The sequence below is a fragment of the Streptomyces sp. NBC_01304 genome, assembly GCF_035975855.1.
GTDB lineage: Bacteria > Actinomycetota > Actinomycetes > Streptomycetales > Streptomycetaceae > Streptomyces.
Genome location: NZ_CP109055.1, coordinates 5189786 through 5210149, shown reverse-complemented (window position 1 = coordinate 5210149; position 20364 = coordinate 5189786). Strand labels below are relative to the sequence as shown.

Genomic DNA, 20364 nt, shown 5'->3' with positions numbered 1-20364 from the left:
CCCGGTGTGCCCTTAATTGAGCTGTAAAAGGCCTCCTTGGAACCACCCCCGCGCGGCTACCGTCGTTTAGGGCATGCCGCGCAGTCTCGGGGGAGGCGCCATGGCGGGGGAAACTCCGGAACAGGGCGAGGGCAGGATCATCAGCGGCCGCTACCGGCTGCTGCGCAAGCTCGGCTCCGGCGGAATGGGCCGGGTCTGGCTCGCGTACGACAGCGAACTGGCCTGCGAGGTCTCCATGAAGGAGATCATGCTGCCGGACGTGCCCATGGACGCGAGCGAGCCCGCCCAGCGCATCGCGCGCGCCCGCAGCGAGGCCCGGCACGCGGCGCGGCTGCGCGGGCATCCGCACGTCGCGACCGTGCACGACGTGGTGCTGCACGAGGGACTGCCGTGGATCGTCATGGAGTACGTCGCCGAAGCGACCGATCTCCAGCAAATGGTGCGGCGGTCCGGTCCGCTGCCGCCCACCGAGGTCGGCCGGATCGGCCTCGCCGTCCTGGACGCGCTCACCGCGGGCCATCGCATCGGCATCCTGCACCGGGACGTGAAACCGGCCAACATCCTTCTGGCGCCCGAGGCTTCGGGCAATCCGTACGGCCGCGTCCTGCTCACCGACTACGGCATCGCGCTGCAGCCCGAGTCCAACGAGCCCCGGCTCACCGCGACCGCCGGGATCCTCGGCACGCCCGGCTATCTGGCGCCCGAGCGGGCCCGGGGCGAGCCGCCGACGCCGACCGCGGACCTGTTCTCGCTCGGCGCCACGCTCTACTACGCGGTCGAGGGGCACGGCCCGTTCGACCGCAACGACGACTTCGGCACGCTCACCGCGCTGCTCCAGGAGCCGCCGGCCCAGCCGTTACGCGCGGGCGAGCTCTGGCTCGTACTGCAGGGGCTGCTGAACAAGGACCCGGTGCTGCGCTCCTCGCCGGAGACGGCCAAGCAGGGTCTGACGCGGTGGGGGCAGCAGCCGCCCGCCGGGACCTTCGGGCCGCCGCCCGCGGGGGCGCAGGCGGGCGGCGGCGGTACGCCGCAGACGCCGGGCGGGCCCGCAGCGGGGACTCCGCAGACGCCCGGGACGCCGGGGCTGGTGGGCGGCGGGGGGTATGGGGCGTACGGGTCGTACGGGGCGTACGGGAGCACGCCCAACTCGCCCAGTGCACCCGGCACACCCAACACGCCGGGCACGCCGCACACGCCCGGTGGGCCGCAGACCCCGCATCCCGAGCCGACTCCCTGGTCGGCGCCGATGCCCGGTTCCGGGACGCCTTCCGATGGGCCTCGGGCGACGCCCGAGGGAGGCCGCCAGGGCGGTCAGCAGGGCGGGGGCCAGTACGGGTACCCGGCGGGGGCCCAGCAAGGTGGTGGGTCGCCGTACGGGCAGTCTCCGTACGGACAGTGGAACCCGAACCCGAACCCGAACCCGAACCTCAACCTCAACCCCAACCCCAACCCGTACGGCTCGGGCAGTCAGCCGCAGTACGGCGCCCCGACACCGCCCGGCGGTGACGGACGGGGCCGCAAGATGTCCCGCGGCCTGGTCATCGCGCTCGTGATCGCCGTCGTCGTCGCGCTCGGCGGCGCCGGGTGGGGGGCCTGGGCGACGTTCGGGAAGGACGACGGGAAGCCGAAGACGCTGCCCTCGGCGGGCCCGTCCAAGTCGAAGTCCTCCCAGTCGCCCTCGCCGACCGGACCCGTGCTGCCGTACGGCGAACAGGTCGGGCTCGAGAAGCGGTTGGAGGCGGGTGACTGCGTCAACGTGGTCTGGCCCGGCACCGAGTTCAAGTCGGTGCCCAGCGTCGGCACGGTGGGCTGCGACGAGGGACCGGAGGGCCAGGTCATGGCCCTGGAGTCGGCGCAGGACCACGAGGCGGCCCGCAGGGACGGCCCGGCCCGCTGCGAGCAGCAGCTCAAGTCCATCGCCGAGGCCCTGCCGGACGGCGACATCTACGCCGTCGTCCCCAGCAAGGAAGGGTTCACGGCGGCCGGCGGTGCCACCGCCTGTCTGGTGCTCGGCAGGCACGCGGCCATCGGCGGCGAGGTGGGCCGCTTCCGGGACGCCGGGATCAATCTGACCGTCTCCCAGATGATGGTCGGCGACTGCTGGAACTACCTCGAGGACAAGGACAACAAGGACTACTACTACGCACCGATGACCGACTGCACCAACCAGCACGACTACCAAGTGATCGGGGCGGTCGAGGCGCCGAAGGGCATGAAGTACGAGAAGGGCGTCGCGAACTCGCACAAGATCTGCGGCAACAGGTACGAGAGCAGTTGGGCTCCCGGCGCCGAACGGTGGGTGCTCGGCTGGCCCCCCGGCGAAGCGGACTGGGCGAAGGGCATGAACACCGTGGTCTGCACGGTGTCCCGCTCCGACGGCAGCAAGCTGACCGGCAAGATCGACGAGCCCGGCACCTCCTGATGAACCACCCCACGGGCCGCTTCATCGCCGGCCGCTACCGCCTCCTGCGCCGCCTCGGCTCGGGAGGGATGGGGCGGGTGTGGCTCGCGTACGACGAACAGCTGGCCACCGAGGTCGCGGTCAAGGAGATCGCCGTACCGGCCGGCGTGGCCACCGGCGACCTCGCGGGGAGGGTCGAGCGGGCCCGCAGCGAGGCGCGGAACGCGGCGCGGCTGCGCGGGCATCCCCATGTGGTCACCGTCTACGACGTGTTCGAGCTGGACGGACTCCCGTGGATCGTCATGGAGTACGTGCCCGGCGCGCTCGACCTGGAGGCGGTGGTCCGGGCGGAGGGGCCGTTGCCCTCGACTCAGGTCGCCCGGATCGGCCGGGCGGTACTGGACGCGCTCACGGCCGGGCATGCTGCGGGCATCCTGCACCGGGATGTGAAACCGGCCAACATCCTGCTGGCTCCGGGCAGTTCGGGCGATTCGTACGAGAAGATCCTGCTCACCGACTACGGCATCTCGGTACGGCCCGAGGCGGGCGACCCGCGCGTCACGGCGGTCGGCGGGATCGTCGGCACGCCCGGCTATCTGGCCCCGGAGCGATGCCGTGGCGGGGAACCGACGGCCGCCGCCGATCTGTTCTCGCTGGGCGCCACGCTGTACTTCGCCGCTGAGGGCAAGGGTCCGTTCTCCCGCGCCGATGAGTACGGCACGATGGCCGCGCTGCTTTTCGAGGAGCCGCCCACGATGACCCGGGCGTCCTGGCAACTGGCCGAGGTGGTGTTCGGACTGCTGCGCAAGGAACCGGAGCGCCGGCCCACGGCGGCGTCGGCCTTGGCCGACCTTGCCGCGCTGGCCGATTCGGGCCGGTCGCAGGTCCCGCTGCCGCCCGCACCTGGCACGCCCGCACCTGGCATGCCCCCGCCGGCCGACGCGCCCTCGCGTCGGCTGCGGCGGCCCTTCGTCGCCGCGCTGGTGGCGTTCGCCGTGCTGCTTGTCGGGGGCGGCACGTGGCTCGGCGTATGGGGGCCAGGCGACCGAGACAAGGGCAAGACCGGTTCGGGGAGCTGGAGTTCGTCGCCCGTGCGCGACGTGGACGCCGGTTATGCGTACGGCAGGACCGTGTCGCTGACCAGCGAGTTGATCGCCGGACAGTGCGTCACCGCGAACTGGTCCGGCAAGAAGTTCAAAAGTCTGCCCGAACTGGTCGAGTCGACCTGCGAGGAGGACCACGACGCCCAGGTGATGGCTCTGGTCGAGGCCGACAGCCACGAGGAGGCCCGCGAGGCGGGGGCCGGGAAGTGCGCCGGGAAACTCTCGCGGCTGCGTGCGGGACTCCCCAGGGCCACCGTCTATCCGCTGCTGCCCACTCGGGGCACGGTGGAGGCCAACTCGGGCCGGGCCTCCGTCGCGTGCTTGATGTTCATCGACGTCGGTGTGCTGTCCGGGGACCTCGGCGCGTTCCGCAGGGAGGGGGCGGAGCTCGAACTGGGCACTGCCGGTACCGGCGACTGCTTCGACGTGAAGACGGAGGAGGGCAATCCCGATGAGGCCTGGTTCCTGATCGACTGCGACAAGCCGCACATGCAGCAGACCGTCGGCTGGGTGGCGACGCCGAAGGGCATGTCCTACGAGGGCTGGGAGGGCGAGGTCACCCCTCTGTGCCTCAACAGGTTCGGCTCCGCTTGGGTCCGTGACCAGGCACACGAGATCCAGGCCTGGTACGCCTTGGAGGGCGAATTCGACGACGGAGCCCGTTTCGCGCTGTGCGCCCTGAGCCGCGTGGACCAAAAACAGCTCCCGGCCGGCCCCGCCGAACCCGTGACCGGCACCTGACGCGCGACCTGCCCCGGAACCCGATGCGGAACCCGACCCCGGCGTTCACCCGCCATTCGCTCCGCCGACGCCCGTACGTGGGCCGCGGGTGCCAGCCTCCACCGACCGGCCAGTCGGTGGCCGGGAGGACACGTACGACTTGGTACGAGGGGAGCGGTATGGAGAGCGCACCGGCGATCTTCGCGGGCACGGTGTTCGCCCTGTTCGGGGCCGGGCTGCTGCTGTGGACCGGGGCCCGGGTGCTGCACCGCGCGCCGGTGGCCCACGGTGTGAGCCCCGTCGCATCCGCGGCTTTGGGCTCCCTCGCCGGGGTAGGGGCACTGGTGCTCGGGGTGTGGTGCTTCACGCGGATGTGACGCGTGACCCACGCTGAATGTGGGAGGACAGCCTCCGCATAACGCCGAAAGGCCAGGTAGGCACTCCGGGCGGCAGAAATGGCGGTAGTCGGGTTACCGTTCGAGTGGCCGTTGCGGGCTTTTCCCGTTTGACACGGGGGCGGGATGTACCGTCACACTCCGCAGCGTCACCGTATGAACGCATACGGACCCGTCACTGGGGCCACCGCATGAACCGCATGCGGACCCGTCAGCGGCCACCGTATGAACGCATGCGGACCGCAAGAGCCACCGAGCGTCGACCGGAGAGAAGAGCCACGTTGTCCCCGACCAGCGAGACCGCACACGGCGGCCGCCGACTCGTCATCGTCGAGTCGCCTGCCAAGGCGAAGACGATCAAGGGCTACCTCGGCCCTGGGTACGTCGTCGAAGCGAGCGTCGGGCACATCCGCGACCTCCCGAACGGTGCCGCGGAGGTGCCGGAGAAGTACACCGGCGAGGTGCGCCGCCTGGGCGTGGACGTAGAGAACGACTTCCAGCCGATCTACGTCGTCAACGCCGACAAGAAGGCCCAGGTCAAGAAGCTCAAGGACCTCCTGAAGGATTCCGACGAACTCTTCCTCGCCACCGATGAGGACCGCGAGGGCGAAGCCATCGCGTGGCACCTGCAGGAAGTCCTGAAGCCCAAGGTCCCGGTCCACCGGATGGTCTTCCACGAGATCACCAAGGACGCGATCCGCGAGGCCGTCGCCAACCCGCGCGAGCTGAACACGCTGATGGTCGACGCCCAGGAGACCCGCAGGATCCTGGACCGCCTGTACGGCTACGAGGTCTCGCCGGTCCTGTGGAAGAAGGTCATGCCGAAGCTCTCGGCGGGCCGTGTGCAGTCCGTCGCGACCCGCCTCGTCGTCGAGCGGGAGCGCGAGCGCATCGCCTTCCGCTCCGCCGAGTACTGGGACCTGACCGGCACCTTCGGCACCGGCCGCACGGGCGACGCGTCCGACCCCTCGCAGCTGATCGCCCGCCTGAACTCCGTCGACGGCAAGCGCGTCGCGCAGGGCCGCGACTTCAACTCGGTCGGTCAGCTCAAGTCCGACACCCTGCACCTGGACGAGGCGAACGCCCGCTCGCTGGCCGCGGCTCTGGAGAACGCTTCCTTCGCCGTACGGTCCGTCGAGTCGAAGCCGTACCGCCGCTCGCCGTACGCCCCTTTCCGTACGACGACCCTCCAGCAGGAGGCCTCCCGCAAGCTGGGCTTCGGGGCCAAGGCCACCATGCAGGTCGCGCAGAAGCTGTACGAGAACGGCTTCATCACCTATATGCGTACGGACTCCACCACGCTGTCGGACACGGCGATCGGTGCCGCCCGGGCCCAGGTGACGCAGCTGTACGGCGCCAACTACCTGCCGGACAAGCCGCGCACGTACGCCGGGAAGGTCAAGAACGCGCAGGAGGCGCACGAGGCGATCCGCCCCTCCGGCGACCGCTTCCGCACCCCGGCCGAGACCGGTCTGACCGGCGACCAGTTCAGGTTGTACGAGCTGATCTGGAAGCGGACCGTCGCCTCCCAGATGAAGGACGCGACCGGCAACTCGGTCACGGTCAAGATCGGTGGCCGCGCCTCCGACGGCCGGGACGCCGAGTTCAACGCGTCCGGCAAGACCATCACCTTCCACGGGTTCCTGAAGGCGTACGTAGAGGGCGCCGACGACCCGAACGCCGAGCTGGACGACCGCGAGCGCCGGCTGCCGCAGGTCAGCGAGGGCGACGCGCTGTCGGCCGAGGAGATCACGGTCGACGGGCACGCGACCAAGCCGCCGGCCCGCTACACCGAAGCCTCGCTGGTCAAGGAGCTCGAAGAGCGCGAGATCGGCCGTCCGTCGACGTACGCGTCGATCATCGGGACGATCCTCGACCGCGGCTACGTCTTCAAGAAGGGCACGGCGCTCGTCCCGTCCTTCCTGAGCTTCGCCGTGGTGAACCTCCTGGAGAAGCACTTCGGGCGGCTCGTCGACTACGACTTCACCGCCCGCATGGAGGACGACCTCGACCGCATCGCGCGCGGTGAGGCCCAGGCGGTGCCGTGGCTGAAGCGTTTCTACTTCGGCGAGGGCGACGACACGGGTGCGGCCTCCGCCGCCGGGAACGGCGACGGGGACCACCTCGGCGGCCTCAAGGAACTGGTCACCGACCTGGGCGCGATCGACGCCCGGGAGATCTCCTCCTTCCCCGTCGGCGAGGGCATCCTGCTGCGCGTCGGCCGGTACGGCCCGTACATCGAGCGGGGCGAGAAGGGCGAGGAGAACCACCAGCGGGCCGACGTGCCCGACGACATCGCGCCCGACGAGCTCACGGTCGAGTACGCGGAGGAGCTGCTCGCCAAGCCGAGCGGGGACTTCGCGCTGGGTCAGGACCCGGAGTCGGGGCACGAGATCGTCGCCAAGGACGGCCGTTATGGGCCGTACGTGACGGAGATCCTTCCCGAGGGCACGCCGAAGACCGGCAAGAACGCGGTCAAGCCGCGGACGGCGTCCTTGTTCAAGTCGATGACTCTGGACACGGTGACGCTCGCCGACGCGCTCAAGCTGATGTCGCTCCCGCGCGTGGTGGGCGCCGACGCCGAGGGCGTCGAGATCACCGCGCAGAACGGGCGGTACGGGCCCTACCTGAAGAAGGGCACCGACTCCCGGTCGCTGACCGAGGAGGAGCAGCTCTTCACCATCACGCTGGAGGAGGCGCTCGCGATCTACGCGCAGCCCAAGCAGCGTGGCCGGGCCGCGGCGAAGCCGCCGCTGAAGGAGCTGGGCGAGGACCCGGTCTCCGGGAAGCCGGTCGTCGTCAAGGACGGGCGCTTCGGGGCGTACGTCACCGATGGTGAGACCAATGCGACGCTGCGGGCGGCGGATTCGGTCGAGGACATCACTCCTGAGCGGGGCTATGAGCTGCTCGCGGAGAAGCGGGCGAAGGGGCCGGCCAAGAAGGTCGCGAAGAAGGCTCCCGCCAAGAAGGCCGCGAAGAAGGCTCCGGCCAAGAAGACTGCGGCTGCGGCGAAGAAGACCGCGGCCAAGACGACTGCGTCTGCTGCGAAGAAGACTGCAGCCAAGAAGGCTCCGGCGAAGAAGGCGGCTGCGGCGAAGGTTGTGGCTGAGGACTGATTGGTCCCCAACCCGCCCCTTCCCGAAATCCTCCGGAGGCTGGGGGCTGCGCCCCCAGACCCCCCTTGTCCTCAAACGCCGGACGGGCTGACAAAGTCAGCCCGTCCGGCGTTTGAGGACAGTCTTCTGAAGCCGGCGGCAGCCTTACGGGAAGGGGCGGGGAGGGGAAAAGGCCCGCCGCAGGCGCAACGGACCCGCACTTACCGGGCAGGCCGGGCACATGTTCGGGCACCGGCCCAGGGAGCCCCGCCCTCCGGATAGGCTGGCCGGATGACGCGAGCTGACGACGCCGACGACGCCCTGGTCGCCGATTCCCGGGAGCGCGCCGTTCGCGCACTCCTGCGACACCCCCCGCTGAAGCGCCTGTGGAGCGCCCAACTGGTGGGCAGCATCGGCGATGCCCTCGCACTCCTCGTCCTGGTCGCCCTGTCGCTGCAAGCGGCGGTCCAGGAGGACGCGTTCGGGGGCGGATACCGCGGCGCGGCCTTCGCCGTGGCCGCCGTGTTCGGCGCCCGCATCCTCGCCACGCTCCTCTTCGGCGCGGTCCTGCTCGGCCCGCTGACCACGCTCACCTCGGCCGACGGACCGCTCGACCGGCGCTGGACCATGATCGGGTCGGACGGTGTCAGGGCCCTCGCGCTGATCGTCGCCCCGCTGTGGATCGACTGGACCCCGGACAACGCGCTCGCCGCGCTCCTCGTCACCGGCTTCGTCGTCGGCGTCGCCGAACGCCTGTGGACCGTGTCGCGCGAGAGCGCGGCTCCCGCGCTGCTGCCCGCGCCGCCGCTGGAGGGCGCGACCGTACGGCCGTTGCCGGACCACATGGACGCGCTGCGCCGGCTGTCGCTGCGTACGGGATTCATCGCGTTGCCCGTCGCGGCCCTCGCGCTGATCGCGGTCTCGCTGGTCAGCAATCTGCTCGGGGCCGGGGTCGACTGGTTCGAGCTGCACAAGGCGGCGCTCGCCTCCTACGTCGCGGCCGGTCTCTTCGCCGCGTCGCTCTCGGTCGTCTACTTCCTGGAACTGCCCGATACCCGGACGCCGCGCGCCCGTTCGCCGCTCGAGGGCCTGCGCCGCCCGAAGACCGGCTCCGGTGTCGACAAGGGCCGCACGGGCGCCATCCCGCTCCTGGTGCTCGCCTGCGCGGCGGTCGCCGGGGCCATCGCGGCCGCGGTCGCCGTCGCGGTGCTGCACGCCGTGGACCTGAACGGCGGCCCGGTGCTCTACGGCCTGCTCGTGTTCGGCCTCACCGGCGGCACGGTCGTCGGCATCCGTACGGCGCCGTCGGTGCTGCCCGGCCTGTCCCGTCGCCGGCTCCTCGCGCTGGCCATCGCGCTGACCGGGATCGCACTGCTCGGCGCGGGCCTGGTGCCCGACCCGACGACGGTGCTCCTGATCGTCACGCTCGCCGGCGTCTCCGCCGGAGTCGCCGCGAACACCGGACACGACCTCCTGGACCAAGAGGTCGAGGACTTCCGTCGGACGCGTACGACGGAACATCTGCAAGCAGTAGTACGTGTCTCCATCGCCCTCGGTGCCGTCGTCGCTCCCGTGCTCGCGGCGGCGATCGGGCGGCACCGCATGGAGAGCGGCAAGTTCGTGTTCGACCACGGCGGCGCCGCCTTCACGCTGATGCTCGCCGGGGCGCTGCTCCTGCCGGTCGCCGCGCTGGTCCTGGCGAAGGCGGACGACCGCTCCGGCGTACCGCTGCGCCGCGACCTCACCGACGCCCTGCGCGGCGGCGACCCGGCCCAGGCGCCGGCCGCCACCGGCTTCTTCATCGCCCTCGAAGGCGGCGACGGCGCGGGCAAGTCGACGCAGGCCGAGGCGCTCGCGGAGTGGATCAGGGGCAAGGGCCACGAGGTCGTGGTCACGCGCGAGCCGGGGGCGACGCCGGTCGGCAAGCGGCTCCGCTCGATCCTGCTCGACGTGTCTTCCGCCGGTCTCTCGCACCGCGCGGAGGCGCTCCTGTACGCCGCCGACCGCGCGGAGCACGTGGACACGGTCGTACGTCCTGCCCTCGAGCGGGGCGCGATCGTCATCTCCGACCGCTACATCGACTCGTCCGTCGCCTATCAGGGCGCCGGCCGTGACCTCTCGCCGACCGAGGTCGCGCGCATCAACAGGTGGGCGACCGGCGGACTCGTACCGCATCTGACCTGCCTGCTCGACGTCTCGCCGGAGGCCGCGCGCGAGCGCTTCACGGAGGCGCCCGACCGGCTCGAGTCGGAGCCCGCCGAGTTCCACGCGCGCGTGCGCTCCGGTTTCCTCACCCTCGCCGCGGCCGACCCGGGCCGGTACCTGGTCGTCGACGCGGCCCAGGAGCCGGAGGCGGTCACGACCGTGATCCGGCACCGGCTCGATGTGCTCCTGCCGCTCTCCGACGCCGAGGTGAAGGCGCAGGAGGAGGCCCGCAAGGCCGCCGAGGAAGAGGCCCGTCGCAAGGCCGAGGAAGAGGCCGCGCGCAAGGCCGAGGAGGAGCGCCAGGAGCGCGAGCGCCAGGCTCAGCTCGCCCGGCTCCGTGCCGAGGAGGAAGAGCGCAAGCGCCGCGAGCTGGAGGAGGCGCGCCGCCGCGAGGAGGAGCGCCAGGCCGAGGAGGCGCGCGCCCGGGCCGAGGAGGCGCGCCGTCTCGCCGAGGAGGAGCGCGCCCGGCGCGAGGCCGAGGAGAAGGTGCGGGCCGCCGAGGAGGAGCGCAGGCGCCGGCAGGCCGAGGAGGAGTCGCGGCTGCGGGCCGAGGCGGAGGAGCGGCGGGTCGAGAAGCAGCGGAAGGCCGAGGAGGCGTTGGTCCGGGCCGAGGAGGCCCGGCGGGCTGCGGCTGCGGCTTCTGCCGCGACTTCCGCTGCTACTGCTACTGCTGCCGCTGCGGTGCCGGTGCCGGTGCCGGACAACGAGACGACTGTGCCTACGCCGATCGTTGCTCCCCCTGCCGGGGCGGGCGATGAGACGACTGTGCTGCCTGCTGTGTCCGACCCGGACGGGGAAGAGACGGCTGTGGTGCCTCAGCCGCCTGCGCCTTCGCCTGCTGAAGAGACGGCCGTGCTGCCCCCCGTGCGGGATGCGCGGCCCGCGGATGATCCGGCCGACCGGGTGCCGCAGGGGATCTTCCGGGACGACGTCACGCGGGAGCTGCCGCAGGTCGACGAGGCGGGTGTGCCGCGGCGTCGGCCGCCGTCGGACTGGGCCGAGGAGACGCCCCTCGACGATCTGCCCTCGCTGGCGGATGAATTGCTGGGGTCGCGGGACGAGGATGAGGATGGCGGCGGCGGTAAGGGTAAGCGGCGTCGGGGCTGAGGCTTTTTTGGCCCCTCCCCGCCCCTTCCCGACGGTGACACTATGCGGCTCCGCCGCGTGGCTGCCGCCGGCGAAGTCAGCCCGTCCGGCGTTTGAGGACACCGCCCGCAGGGCGGAAGGCTCCGCAGGATTTCGGGAAGGGGCGGGGTGGGGAAGGGCCCGCCGCAGGCGCATCCGGGCCGGACTGTCAGACCCCTGGCCCACAATGGACCCGGCAGAGCAAAGCGCAGCGAAAGGCGGGGCCATGCCCGTATGGGACGACCTGGTGGGCCAGGAGCGGGTGAGCACGCAGCTCGAAGCCGCCGCCCGCGACGCCGACGCGCTCGTGACCGCCCACGCCACAGGCGCGGCAGCCCCCACCGCCTCGAAGATGACCCACGCCTGGCTCTTCACCGGCCCGCCCGGATCGGGCAGATCCACCACGGCCAGAGCCTTCGCCGCCGCCCTGCAGTGCACCAGCCCGGACCGGGCCCTCGGCGGCACCCCGGGGTGCGGGTTCTGCGACGGCTGCCACACCAGCCTGGTCGGCACCCACGCCGACGTGGAAGTGGTCAGGACCGACCTCCTCAGCATCGGCGTGAAGGAGACCCGCGACCTCGTCCGCAGGGCCCAGCTCTCCCCGGCCGTCGGCCGCTGGCAGGTCATCGTCCTGGAGGACGCCGACCGCCTCACCGAAGGCGCGGGCAATGTGCTCCTGAAGGCGGTCGAGGAGCCCGCACCGCGCACGGTGTGGATGCTCTGCGCGCCCTCCATCGAGGACGTCCTGCCCACGATCCGCTCCCGCTGCCGCCACCTGACGCTCCGCACGCCCCCGGTGGACGCCGTGGCCGACATCCTCATCCGGCGCGACGGCATCGAGCCGGAGGCCGCGCACACCGCGGCCCGTGCCACCCAGGGCCACATCGGCCGCGCCCGACGCCTCGCCACCGACCCGCGGGCCCGTGAGCGCCGCGCCGCCGTGCTCAAACTCCCGCTGCGCATCGACGAGATCGGCGGCTGCCTCAAGGCCGCCCAGGAGCTGATCGACGCGGCCGCCGAGGACGCCAAGCAGGTCGCCGAGGAGGTCGACGTCAAGGAGACCGAGGAGATGAAGGCCGCGCTCGGCGGCGGCCAGGGCGGCCGGATGCCGCGCGGCACGGCCGGTGCCATGAAGGAACTCGAAGACAGGCAGAAGCGCCGCAAGACCCGCACCCAGCGCGACAGCCTCGACCTCGCCCTGATCGACCTCACGGGCTTCTACCGCGATGTGCTCGCCCTGCAGTTCGGCTCCCAAGTGGCCATCGCCAACGTCGAGTTGAGCGATCCGCTGGACCGCATCGCCCGCTCCACCTCCCCGGAGCGGACCCTGCGCCGCATCGAGGCCATCGCCGCGTGCCGCACGGCGCTCGACCGCAATGTGGCCCCGCTCCTGGCGGTCGAGGCGATGGCGGTGTCGCTCCGCTCGGGCTGACGGCGGTGCGACGCCGGCGCGTGGTCGCTGCGAGGTCGGCAACGTAAACCCTCCGGAGAACGAAGGGAGTCACTCGTACGGGCAGCCGTCACCACGGAATGTGCACCAGTGCACACCCGAGAGTTACGCTCGCCCGATGGACCTCAGGCGCCACTTCCTCCGGACCGCCGGCACCGTGCTCACCGCCGGTGCGCTGCTGATCTCCGGTTGCTCGTCCGGCAGTTCGCCCTCCAGCGCCGCGGACAGCGCGCTGCCCACGGCCGTGCCGGGGGCGCTGAAGGCGTACTACGGGCAGCAGTTGAGCTGGCGCGAGTGCGGTGTGCCCGGCTTCGAGTGCGCCTCGATGAAGGCGCCGCTCGACTACGACAAGCCGGCGAGCGGCGACATCAAGCTGGCCGTCGCCCGCAAGAAGGCCACCGGGCCCGGCAAGCGGCTCGGCTCGCTCCTGGTGAATCCGGGCGGTCCTGGCGGTTCGGCGATCCAGTATCTGCAGCAGTACGCGGCGCTCGGGTATCCGGCGCCGGTCCGCGCGCAGTACGACATGGTCGCCGTCGACCCGCGCGGCGTCGCCCGCAGCGAGCCCGTCGAATGCCTCGACGGCAAGCGCATGGACGCGTACACGCAGACGGACGTCACCCCCGACGACCAGCAGGAGACCGATCAACTGGTCGCGGCCTTCAAGGAGTTCGCGCAGGGCTGCGAGAAGAAGTCGGGTCAGGTGCTGCCGCATGTGTCCACGGTCGAGGCGGCGCGTGACATGGACGTCCTGCGGGCCGTGCTCGGTGACGAGAAACTGCAGTACGTGGGCGCCTCGTACGGCACCTTCCTCGGCGCGACGTACGCCGGGCTCTACCCGGCGCGCGCGGGCCGCCTGGTCCTCGACGGTGCGATGGACCCGTCGCTGCCCGCCCGCAGCATGAACCTCGACCAGACCGGCGGCTTCGAGACCGCCTTCCAGTCCTTCGCCAAGGACTGCGTGGCCCGCAAGGACTGCCCGCTCGGCACCGCGAGCCCGGACGACGCGGGCCGCCGCCTGAAGGACTTCTTCCGCACGCTGGACGCCAAGCCCGTCCCGACCGGCGACCCCCGCCCGCTCGGCGAGTCCCTCGCCACGACGGGCGTGATCGCCGCGATGTACGACGAGGGGGCCTGGCCCCAGCTGCGGGACGGCATCGCGTCGGCGATGAACGACAACGACGGCTCGGGCCTGCTCTCGCTCGCCGACGCGTACTACGAGCGCGAGCCGGACGGAAAGTTCGCGAACCTGATGTTCGCCAACGCCGCCGTCAACTGCCTTGACCTGCCTGCCGCGTTCAAGTCCCCGGCCGAGGTGAAGGACGAGCTCCCCGACTTCGAGAAGGCGTCCCCCGTCTTCGGCGAGGGCCTCGCCTGGGCCTCCCTGAACTGCGCGTACTGGCCCGTGAAGGCCACCGGCACCCCCCATCGCATCGCCGCGAAGGGCGCGCCCGACACGGTGGTCGTCGGCACGACCCGCGACCCGGCCACGCCCTACAAGTGGGCCAAGTCCCTGGCCGGCCAGCTGGATTCGGGCAGCCTGCTCACGTACGACGGCGACGGGCACACCGCGTACGGCCGGGGCAGCGACTGCATCGACTCGGCGATCAACCGCTACCTCCTGGAGGGCAAGGCCCCGGCCGACGGCAAGAAATGCTGACCCCGGTGGCTAGTGCCCGGCGGTCGCCTTGAAGCCGCGCGGCACCAGCCACACCACGAGCAGCGTGACGGCCGCCACGATCCCGACCGACACCCATGCGGTGGTGGTCAGGGCACTGTCGAAGGCCTGCCGTGCCGCGTCCATCACCCTGGCGCCCGCGTCGCCGCCGAGCTTTTCGGCGACCTCGTGGGCGCCGCCGACGGAATCCTTGGCGTCCTTCGGCTGACCGGCCATGTGGCTCGCGTACACCGCGCCGTGGATCGATCCGAGCATGGCGACGCCAAGACCCACGCCGAGCTCGTAGTTCGTCTCGGACACGGCACCGGCCTGCCCGGCCCGCTCGGCCGGGACCGCCGACACGAGCGTCGCGGCGGACGCGGTGATCGCGAGCCCGTCGCCGAGTCCGAGCGTCACGAAGACGACGGCCACGTACGCGTACGTCGTCGGCTCCGGCGACAACGCGAGCACGAGGAAGCCCACCACGAGCCCGGACAGCCCGAGCGCCATCACGGCCCGCACCCCGAACTGCTCCATCAGGAACGGCGTCAGCAACGCCCCGACCAGCGCCGCGAGGGCCGCCGGCAGGGTCCGCAGGCCCGCCTCGAAGGGCGAATATCCGTGGACGTACTGCAGCCACAACGACATCAGGAACAGCGCCGCACCGATCGCCAGCATCGCAAGCAGGATCGCGAGGGCGGCGGCCGTGAAGGCGCGGTTCTTGAACAGGCGTACGTCGAGGAGCGGGTCCTCGAGTCGCAGCTGGCGCCGCGCGAACAGGGCCAGGATGGCGATCCCCGCGACCAGAATCGCAATGTCTCCGACGGCCGGGCTGCCCTTGGCGACGTGCTTGATGCCCCAGGCCAGGGCCACGATGCCGACCACGGAGAGGCCCGCGCCAGGCCAGTCGAGCCGGCCGTGCCCGGCGTCCTTGACCTCGGGCAGCAGCCAGAGCGCGGCGATCACGGTGACGATCACCACGGGCACATTGACCCAGAACGCCGCCGACCACCCGGACGACTCGACGAGCGCACCGCCGACGAGCGGCCCGATCGCCGCTCCGGCGCCGGCCACGGCGGCCCAGATGCCGATCGCGAGGGCCCGCTCGCGGGCGTCCTCGAAGATGTTCCGGATCAGCGACAGGGTGCTCGGCATCACCATCGCGCCACCGATGCCGAGCAGCACCCGCCCGGCGATCAGCTGCCCGGAGCTGCCCGCGGTGGCGGCCACTACGGAGGCGACGCCGAACAGCAGAAGGCCGATCACGAACAGTCGCTTGCGCCCGTACCGGTCGCCGATCGCGCCGGTCGTGACGAGCAGTCCGCCGAGCACCAGGCCGTAGATGTCGATGATCCACAGCTGTTGCAGGGCACTGGGGCGCATGTCGTCGATGAGCGACGGCAGCGCGACATTGAGAATGGTGGCGTCCAACGCCACGAGCAGAAGGCTGGCACACAGCACAGCGAGCATCGCCCAACGTCCGGCACCGGAGGTCGAGCGGCGTTCCGCGGTGGGGCCCGTGGGGGTCTCGGCTCTGACCACGGGATATCGCGTCCGTTCAAGGTTGTCCAAAGATGTCTCACATGAGACATCTACGTCTCATTGTGCCCTGTCCGGGGCTGGTCAAGGGCACCCCGAACAACCCTGTAGACTTGGCGCCGCTGCTGATGCGAACCTCGTTCTACGCGGAGACCATTTCTGCAGCTTGCCGCCTTAGCTCAGCTGGCCAGAGCAACGCACTCGTAATGCGTAGGTCTCGGGTTCGAATCCCGAAGGCGGCTCGGAATTACCCCAGGACTCACTCGCCGTGACCTGGGGTTTTTTCATGCCTGAAGCGTTCTGGTGCCGAGTGGTGGCGCTTGTGATCGTGCCGACGATTCAAGGGGAGCGCGAGGGGAGCGCGCGAGTGCAAAGAGAGTGCCGGCGGGTGCGCGGAGCGAAGAGCCGCGACGTGGGCCGAACGGACCTTGGCGGTTTCCCGACGGCTGACGGCCACTTTGGTTTTGTGGAGACGCTCCAATCCGCCCTTCCAGGGGTGAGGGCTGTGGCAGAACCGATGGATGCACTCCCCTTCAGGACTCTGGTGGCCCAGACGAGCGCCGTGCTGCTGACGCACGGTGTCGAGGTCGAGCCCATGTCTGTGCACGCGTGGCGGCGCACTGCGCGTTGAGGTCATGGCCGGGCGGGTGGGCGTAGAGCTCGAGGGTGCCGACGCCGTCCATCTGGTCACGCCTGAGGCTGTGGCCGAGGTTCGCACGCGGTGCGGCCGGTGCGTATCGACGACCGTACGGTTGGCGTCCCGGCCGAGGCTGCGGGGCACCTGGTCATGGCCGCTTCCCAAGCCGGCAAGTACGCAGGGCTCAACGACGAAGGAGCAACGTCAGCGCACTTGCCGGACCTTGCCACCGAGATCGGTGCCACGCCGGTGAAGCGTTTCGTCGATGGTGCTGCCGAGATCCAGGTGGGGGTGCTCGATGAGCTGGCCGAGCTGGTGGAGGTGTCAGGTGCGGCGCTAGCCCGGCACGGTTCGATTACCTCTCCACCAGGCACGCGGATACCTCCTCATCAGGCACGCGGAAATCTATTCTGGCCGGACTAGACATTGCGTGGCGGCGTGGTTATGGTTTCTCTTGTAGTCGAGATCAAGAGGGCCTGGCAGAGACGAACTGCCGGGCAGCGGTACCGCAGTTGCAGTGCGCAGGACGGTGCGGTGGTGGAGTTCCGAAGCCAGGGTTGTCGCAGGACGGCGACGGGGCTGACGACCGGACCGGGTGGCCCGCAGTGATCAGGGGCCGCCGCAAGCAGGGCCGCAGTTCACGCAAGTCGCAAGTGCAGTACCAGCAAGTGCAGTTCGCAGTACCCAGTAGTGAAGTCAGTGAGCAGCACCCTCGGTGAAGGCGTCGGCTTCGGGCGCGCGCACCGGGAAGTTCGGCAGTGGGGTTCCAAGCCAGAGCAGACTCAGGACGGGCGACGGGGCTGGCTGCCGAAGAGTGGCGCTGTCGCAGGCCACGGGCAGTTCGCATCACCAGCAGCACGTAGTAGAGCAGTGCCAGCAGTACGCAGTCCCCCTTCGGTAAGTGTTGATCAAGAGGGAAGAACGGAGGAACCGAGCGCCATCAGGATCGCCCGGGCGGAATCGCTGAGCCCGGGTACCGCAGGACATCGATAGTGAGGTGGTCTCCGGTCAAGCAACCGCGATCCCCGCAACCCCGACGCCTTCCAGGTCGGGTCGGCGGAAACAGAAGGCCGGCGCAGGATCAGGGCCGGCAGATGGTGTAGCAGTTCCTTCGGGGCCCGGGTGCCATAAGGCACCCGGGCCCCTCGACGCATTCCACAGAGAGGCCCCATGACAGCAGACGACTCGTTCAACCGGCTTGATGACGACGATTACCCCGCCTACACCATGGGCCGGGCCGCCGAGATGATCGGCACCACGCAGGGCTTCCTGCGCGCCATCGGAGAAGCCCGCCTGATCACCCCGCTGCGCTCCGAGGGCGGACACCGCCGCTACTCCCGCTACCAGCTGCGCATCGCGGCCCGCGCGCGGGAACTCGTCGACCAGGGCACCCCCATCGAGGCCGCCTGCCGCATCATCATCCTCGAAGACCAGCTCGAAGAAGCCCAGCGCATCAACGCCGAATACCGCCGCACCGCCGAATCCGAAACCCCGGCGACCGCGTCCTGAAGAGACCGGATCCCGCGGGCCTTCCCGGCGGGATCAGCCAGGGAGCCGAGGGCTGGTAAACCTGCATGGATCACCCCAACCGGCGATGGACCTTCCTGACCCACCACGCACGGGTGCTGGTTGCCATGGTTAAGGAACAAGCCGATGGACGACTGTCTCGACGAGGGCGCCAACCCCGATGATGTCGCCATCCCGGCGGTCCGGCTGCGTTGACGACCCGGGTGCGGTCGAGGCACAGGGCTCCCATGGTGTCGCCGTGCCCCAAGCCCCCGACGCCAGCGTGTCCCGGACCGGAAAGTCGCAGGTCCGGGGCATTGTCGGCGCATGCAACGGCAACGACTCGCGGGCCGGACCGGGGACTGGTCGGCCGTCGCGCTCGCCTTCGTGATCAGCCTGCCCACCACCTTGATCCGTCCCTGGGCGGACTGGACGCCGCTGTGGAGCTGGCCGGTCCTGGTGTCGGCGACTGGCTCGCTGTGCCTGCTGATGCGCCGCCGATGGCCCGAAGTTCCACTGACGGCCGGGTACGTGGTCATTGTCCTGACCCATTCCGACAGCCTGATGTCCTTCGCCCTGTACGCGATGGGGCGTTACCGCTCGCTGCGCATCACGCTCTGCTGGGTGGCGGGGTCCTTCCTGGTACGTCAGCTCTTCTTCGACTACCTCCACTCCTGCATCGCGCCGTTCGCCGACTGGGAGACGGGGCTGCTGACGATCCGGGCCTCCCTGGTGGCGGTCGTCGCTCCGGCCGCAGCCGGGATCGTCGTACGCAACTACCGGATCAGCGAACTCGTGGCTTCCTTTCAGGCCCAGCTTCGGTACGACGACGTGCGGCGCGAGACCTTGAAGGAGGCCGAGTCCAAGGCGGAGAAGAAGCGCCGGCGCCTCGCCCGGGACGCTCACGACCACATCGGGCATGAGCTGACCCTGATGGCACTCCAGGCGAATCTCCTCGCGGCCAGGGCGACGGACGAGACCATGCGGAACGCGGGCGACGCCCTGGTGGGCCGCGCTCAGGACGCCATCGAACAGCTGCACGCGATCGTTATTGCGCTCAAGGAACCGGGGGAGCACCGGGGCGACGCGCGGCCCGGCAGGAAGATCGAGGACCTCGTCGAGCGGTCACGAAGCCATGGCGTCGACGTCCGGCTGGTGGAGCGCGGCTACTCGAAGCATCTTCCCCTGCCGCCCGCGGTGGCCGAGCTCTGCTACCGGGTCGTACTGGAAGGCCTGACCAACGCCGTCAAACACGCTCCGGGCAGCGCGGTCACGGTGACAGTGCAGAGGAACGAGGCAAGGGTGTGGGTCGGCGTCCGCAACGAGGCTCCCGGTACCGCACCGGCCGCCTCCACGCTGCCCAGCGGCGGGCACGGTCTGGGCGGGCTCGAAGAACTGGTCTCGTATCTGGGCGGGGAACTGGCCCACGGCCGCACCGCCGACGGGGGGTTCGAGCTCCGGGCAAAGCTGCCCCTGGCGTCTTCCTCCGACGGACGCGGAGGTTTGTCCACGGCAGCGCCTGGCGAGCACGGCGACAGCTAGCTGCGGAACTCCGGTCGTGCCCGGGCAAAGACGCATAACCACCACACCCGCCGAAAGTGCACCCCGGCGGAACCCACAGAACACGCCCCTTCGCCCGGGTCGGCAGGCCATCTGGTGGCGGCTCCACCGAACCCCAGGTCACACACCCCGTGACCTGGGGTTTTCTGTTGCTCGCGCAGTGCGAGGTCCCGCCCTGCCCCCGCCCTCTCCGCGGGGCCCTGAACTTGACACTAAAGTGCATGATCGTGCAACCTTTTGGTCACTCATCCCCTCCTGTCCTGTCCGCCTGACGGGGATGCTGTTGCGTGAGCGATCAAATATCTGGAGGTCTGGGCATGGCTGATCCTGTGAAGATCAAGATCTGGTCCGACTACGTCTGCCCCTTCTGCATGCTGGCCGAAGGACCCCTTGAAGAGGCGGTCAACGATGTCGGTGTCGACGTCGAGATCGAGTGGATGCCCTTCGAGCTGCGTCCCCACCCGCAGCCCACCCTGCGGCCGGAGGACGAGTACCTGCCCGCTATCTGGGAGCGAGCCGTTTACCCCATGGCCCGTCGGCTGGGGGTCGACATCACGCTTCCCGAGGTGTCTCCCCAGCCCTACACCGCCCTCGCCTTCGAGGGCTATCAGTACGCGGCTGAGCGGGACTTGGGGACCGCGTACACCCGGCGGATGTTCCGGGCCTTCTTCCAGGAGAATCAGGATCTGGGGCAGATCGACGTCCTCGCCGCGCTGGCCGGCGAGATCGGTTTGGACGAAGCCGGGTTCCGGGCCGCGCTGGTGGACGGCAGCTATCGCGCCAAGCACCAGGACGCCCTGCGTGAGGCGGCGGCCCATCAGGTGCAGGCGGTTCCCACCATCCTCATCGGGGACACCCGGATCGAAGGCGTTCCGCGTGCCGCCCAGTTGCGCAAGGCGCTCCTCGACGCCCAGGCCCAGCAGGGCGAGGATGCCGTTTACGGCGCCGCCTGCGGGATCGATGGGGGCTGCTGA

Annotated in this window: 12 protein-coding genes and 1 tRNA gene; 12 read left to right on the top strand and 1 reads right to left on the bottom strand. The window is 70.5% G+C overall.

Features of this window, described 5'->3' with window-relative positions; translation table 11 throughout:
* Nucleotides 1-100: 100 nt before the first annotated feature.
* The 7 genes from OG430_RS22940 (at nucleotide 101) to OG430_RS22910 (ending at nucleotide 14151) form a co-directional block, all read left to right on the top strand.
* Nucleotides 101-2422: a serine/threonine-protein kinase gene (locus tag OG430_RS22940; protein WP_327354446.1), complete on the top strand. Its 2322-nt coding sequence runs from the start codon at nucleotides 101-103 to the stop codon at nucleotides 2420-2422.
* Nucleotides 2422-4245: a serine/threonine-protein kinase gene (locus OG430_RS22935; RefSeq protein ID WP_327354445.1), complete on the top strand. Its 1824-nt coding sequence runs from the start codon at nucleotides 2422-2424 to the stop codon at nucleotides 4243-4245. The genes OG430_RS22940 and OG430_RS22935 overlap by 1 nt, the downstream gene beginning before the upstream one ends.
* Nucleotides 4246-4403: 158 nt before the next feature.
* Nucleotides 4404-4601 (top strand): hypothetical protein, encoded by a 198-nt coding sequence (locus tag OG430_RS22930; protein ID WP_327354444.1) that lies wholly within the window; start codon nucleotides 4404-4406, stop codon nucleotides 4599-4601.
* Between the two features lie 299 nt (nucleotides 4602-4900).
* A complete protein-coding gene (gene topA, locus OG430_RS22925) occupies nucleotides 4901-7735 on the top strand; it encodes a type I DNA topoisomerase (RefSeq protein ID WP_327354442.1) in 2835 nt (944 codons plus the stop codon).
* Between the two features lie 270 nt (nucleotides 7736-8005).
* Nucleotides 8006-11026, top strand: coding sequence for a dTMP kinase (gene tmk, locus OG430_RS22920; protein ID WP_327354441.1), 3021 nt, complete (start codon nucleotides 8006-8008; stop codon nucleotides 11024-11026).
* Between the two features lie 244 nt (nucleotides 11027-11270).
* On the top strand, nucleotides 11271-12476 hold the full coding sequence (locus OG430_RS22915) for a DNA polymerase III subunit delta' (protein WP_327354440.1): 1206 nt from the start codon (nucleotides 11271-11273) through the stop codon (nucleotides 12474-12476).
* Between the two features lie 136 nt (nucleotides 12477-12612).
* A complete protein-coding gene (locus tag OG430_RS22910) occupies nucleotides 12613-14151 on the top strand; it encodes an alpha/beta hydrolase (RefSeq protein WP_327354439.1) in 1539 nt (512 codons plus the stop codon).
* 9 nt (nucleotides 14152-14160) lie between these two features.
* On the opposite strand, the gene OG430_RS22905 is transcribed toward OG430_RS22910, so the two are convergent.
* A complete protein-coding gene (locus tag OG430_RS22905) occupies nucleotides 14161-15618 on the bottom strand; it encodes an MFS transporter (RefSeq protein WP_327359190.1) in 1458 nt (485 codons plus the stop codon).
* 237 nt (nucleotides 15619-15855) lie between these two features.
* On the opposite strand from OG430_RS22905, the gene OG430_RS22900 reads away from it, so the two are divergent.
* The 5 genes from OG430_RS22900 to OG430_RS22880 all read left to right on the top strand — a co-directional run bounded on the left by OG430_RS22900 (nucleotide 15856) and on the right by OG430_RS22880 (nucleotide 20364).
* Nucleotides 15856-15929: transfer RNA gene (locus OG430_RS22900), tRNA-Thr, on the top strand.
* 488 nt (nucleotides 15930-16417) lie between these two features.
* The gene (locus tag OG430_RS22895) at nucleotides 16418-16747 is read left to right on the top strand and encodes a hypothetical protein (RefSeq protein ID WP_327354438.1); all 330 of its coding nucleotides are present in this window, start codon (nucleotides 16418-16420) and stop codon (nucleotides 16745-16747) included.
* Between the two features lie 747 nt (nucleotides 16748-17494).
* Nucleotides 17495-17833 (top strand): MerR family transcriptional regulator, encoded by a 339-nt coding sequence (locus OG430_RS22890; protein WP_327354437.1) that lies wholly within the window; start codon nucleotides 17495-17497, stop codon nucleotides 17831-17833.
* 324 nt (nucleotides 17834-18157) lie between these two features.
* Nucleotides 18158-19372 carry a sensor histidine kinase gene (locus OG430_RS22885; protein ID WP_327354436.1) on the top strand — a complete coding sequence of 405 codons (1215 nt, stop codon included), beginning with the start codon at nucleotides 18158-18160 and terminating at the stop codon, nucleotides 19370-19372.
* Nucleotides 19373-19707: 335 nt separating this feature from the next.
* Nucleotides 19708-20364: a DsbA family oxidoreductase gene (locus OG430_RS22880; RefSeq protein WP_327354435.1), complete on the top strand. Its 657-nt coding sequence runs from the start codon at nucleotides 19708-19710 to the stop codon at nucleotides 20362-20364.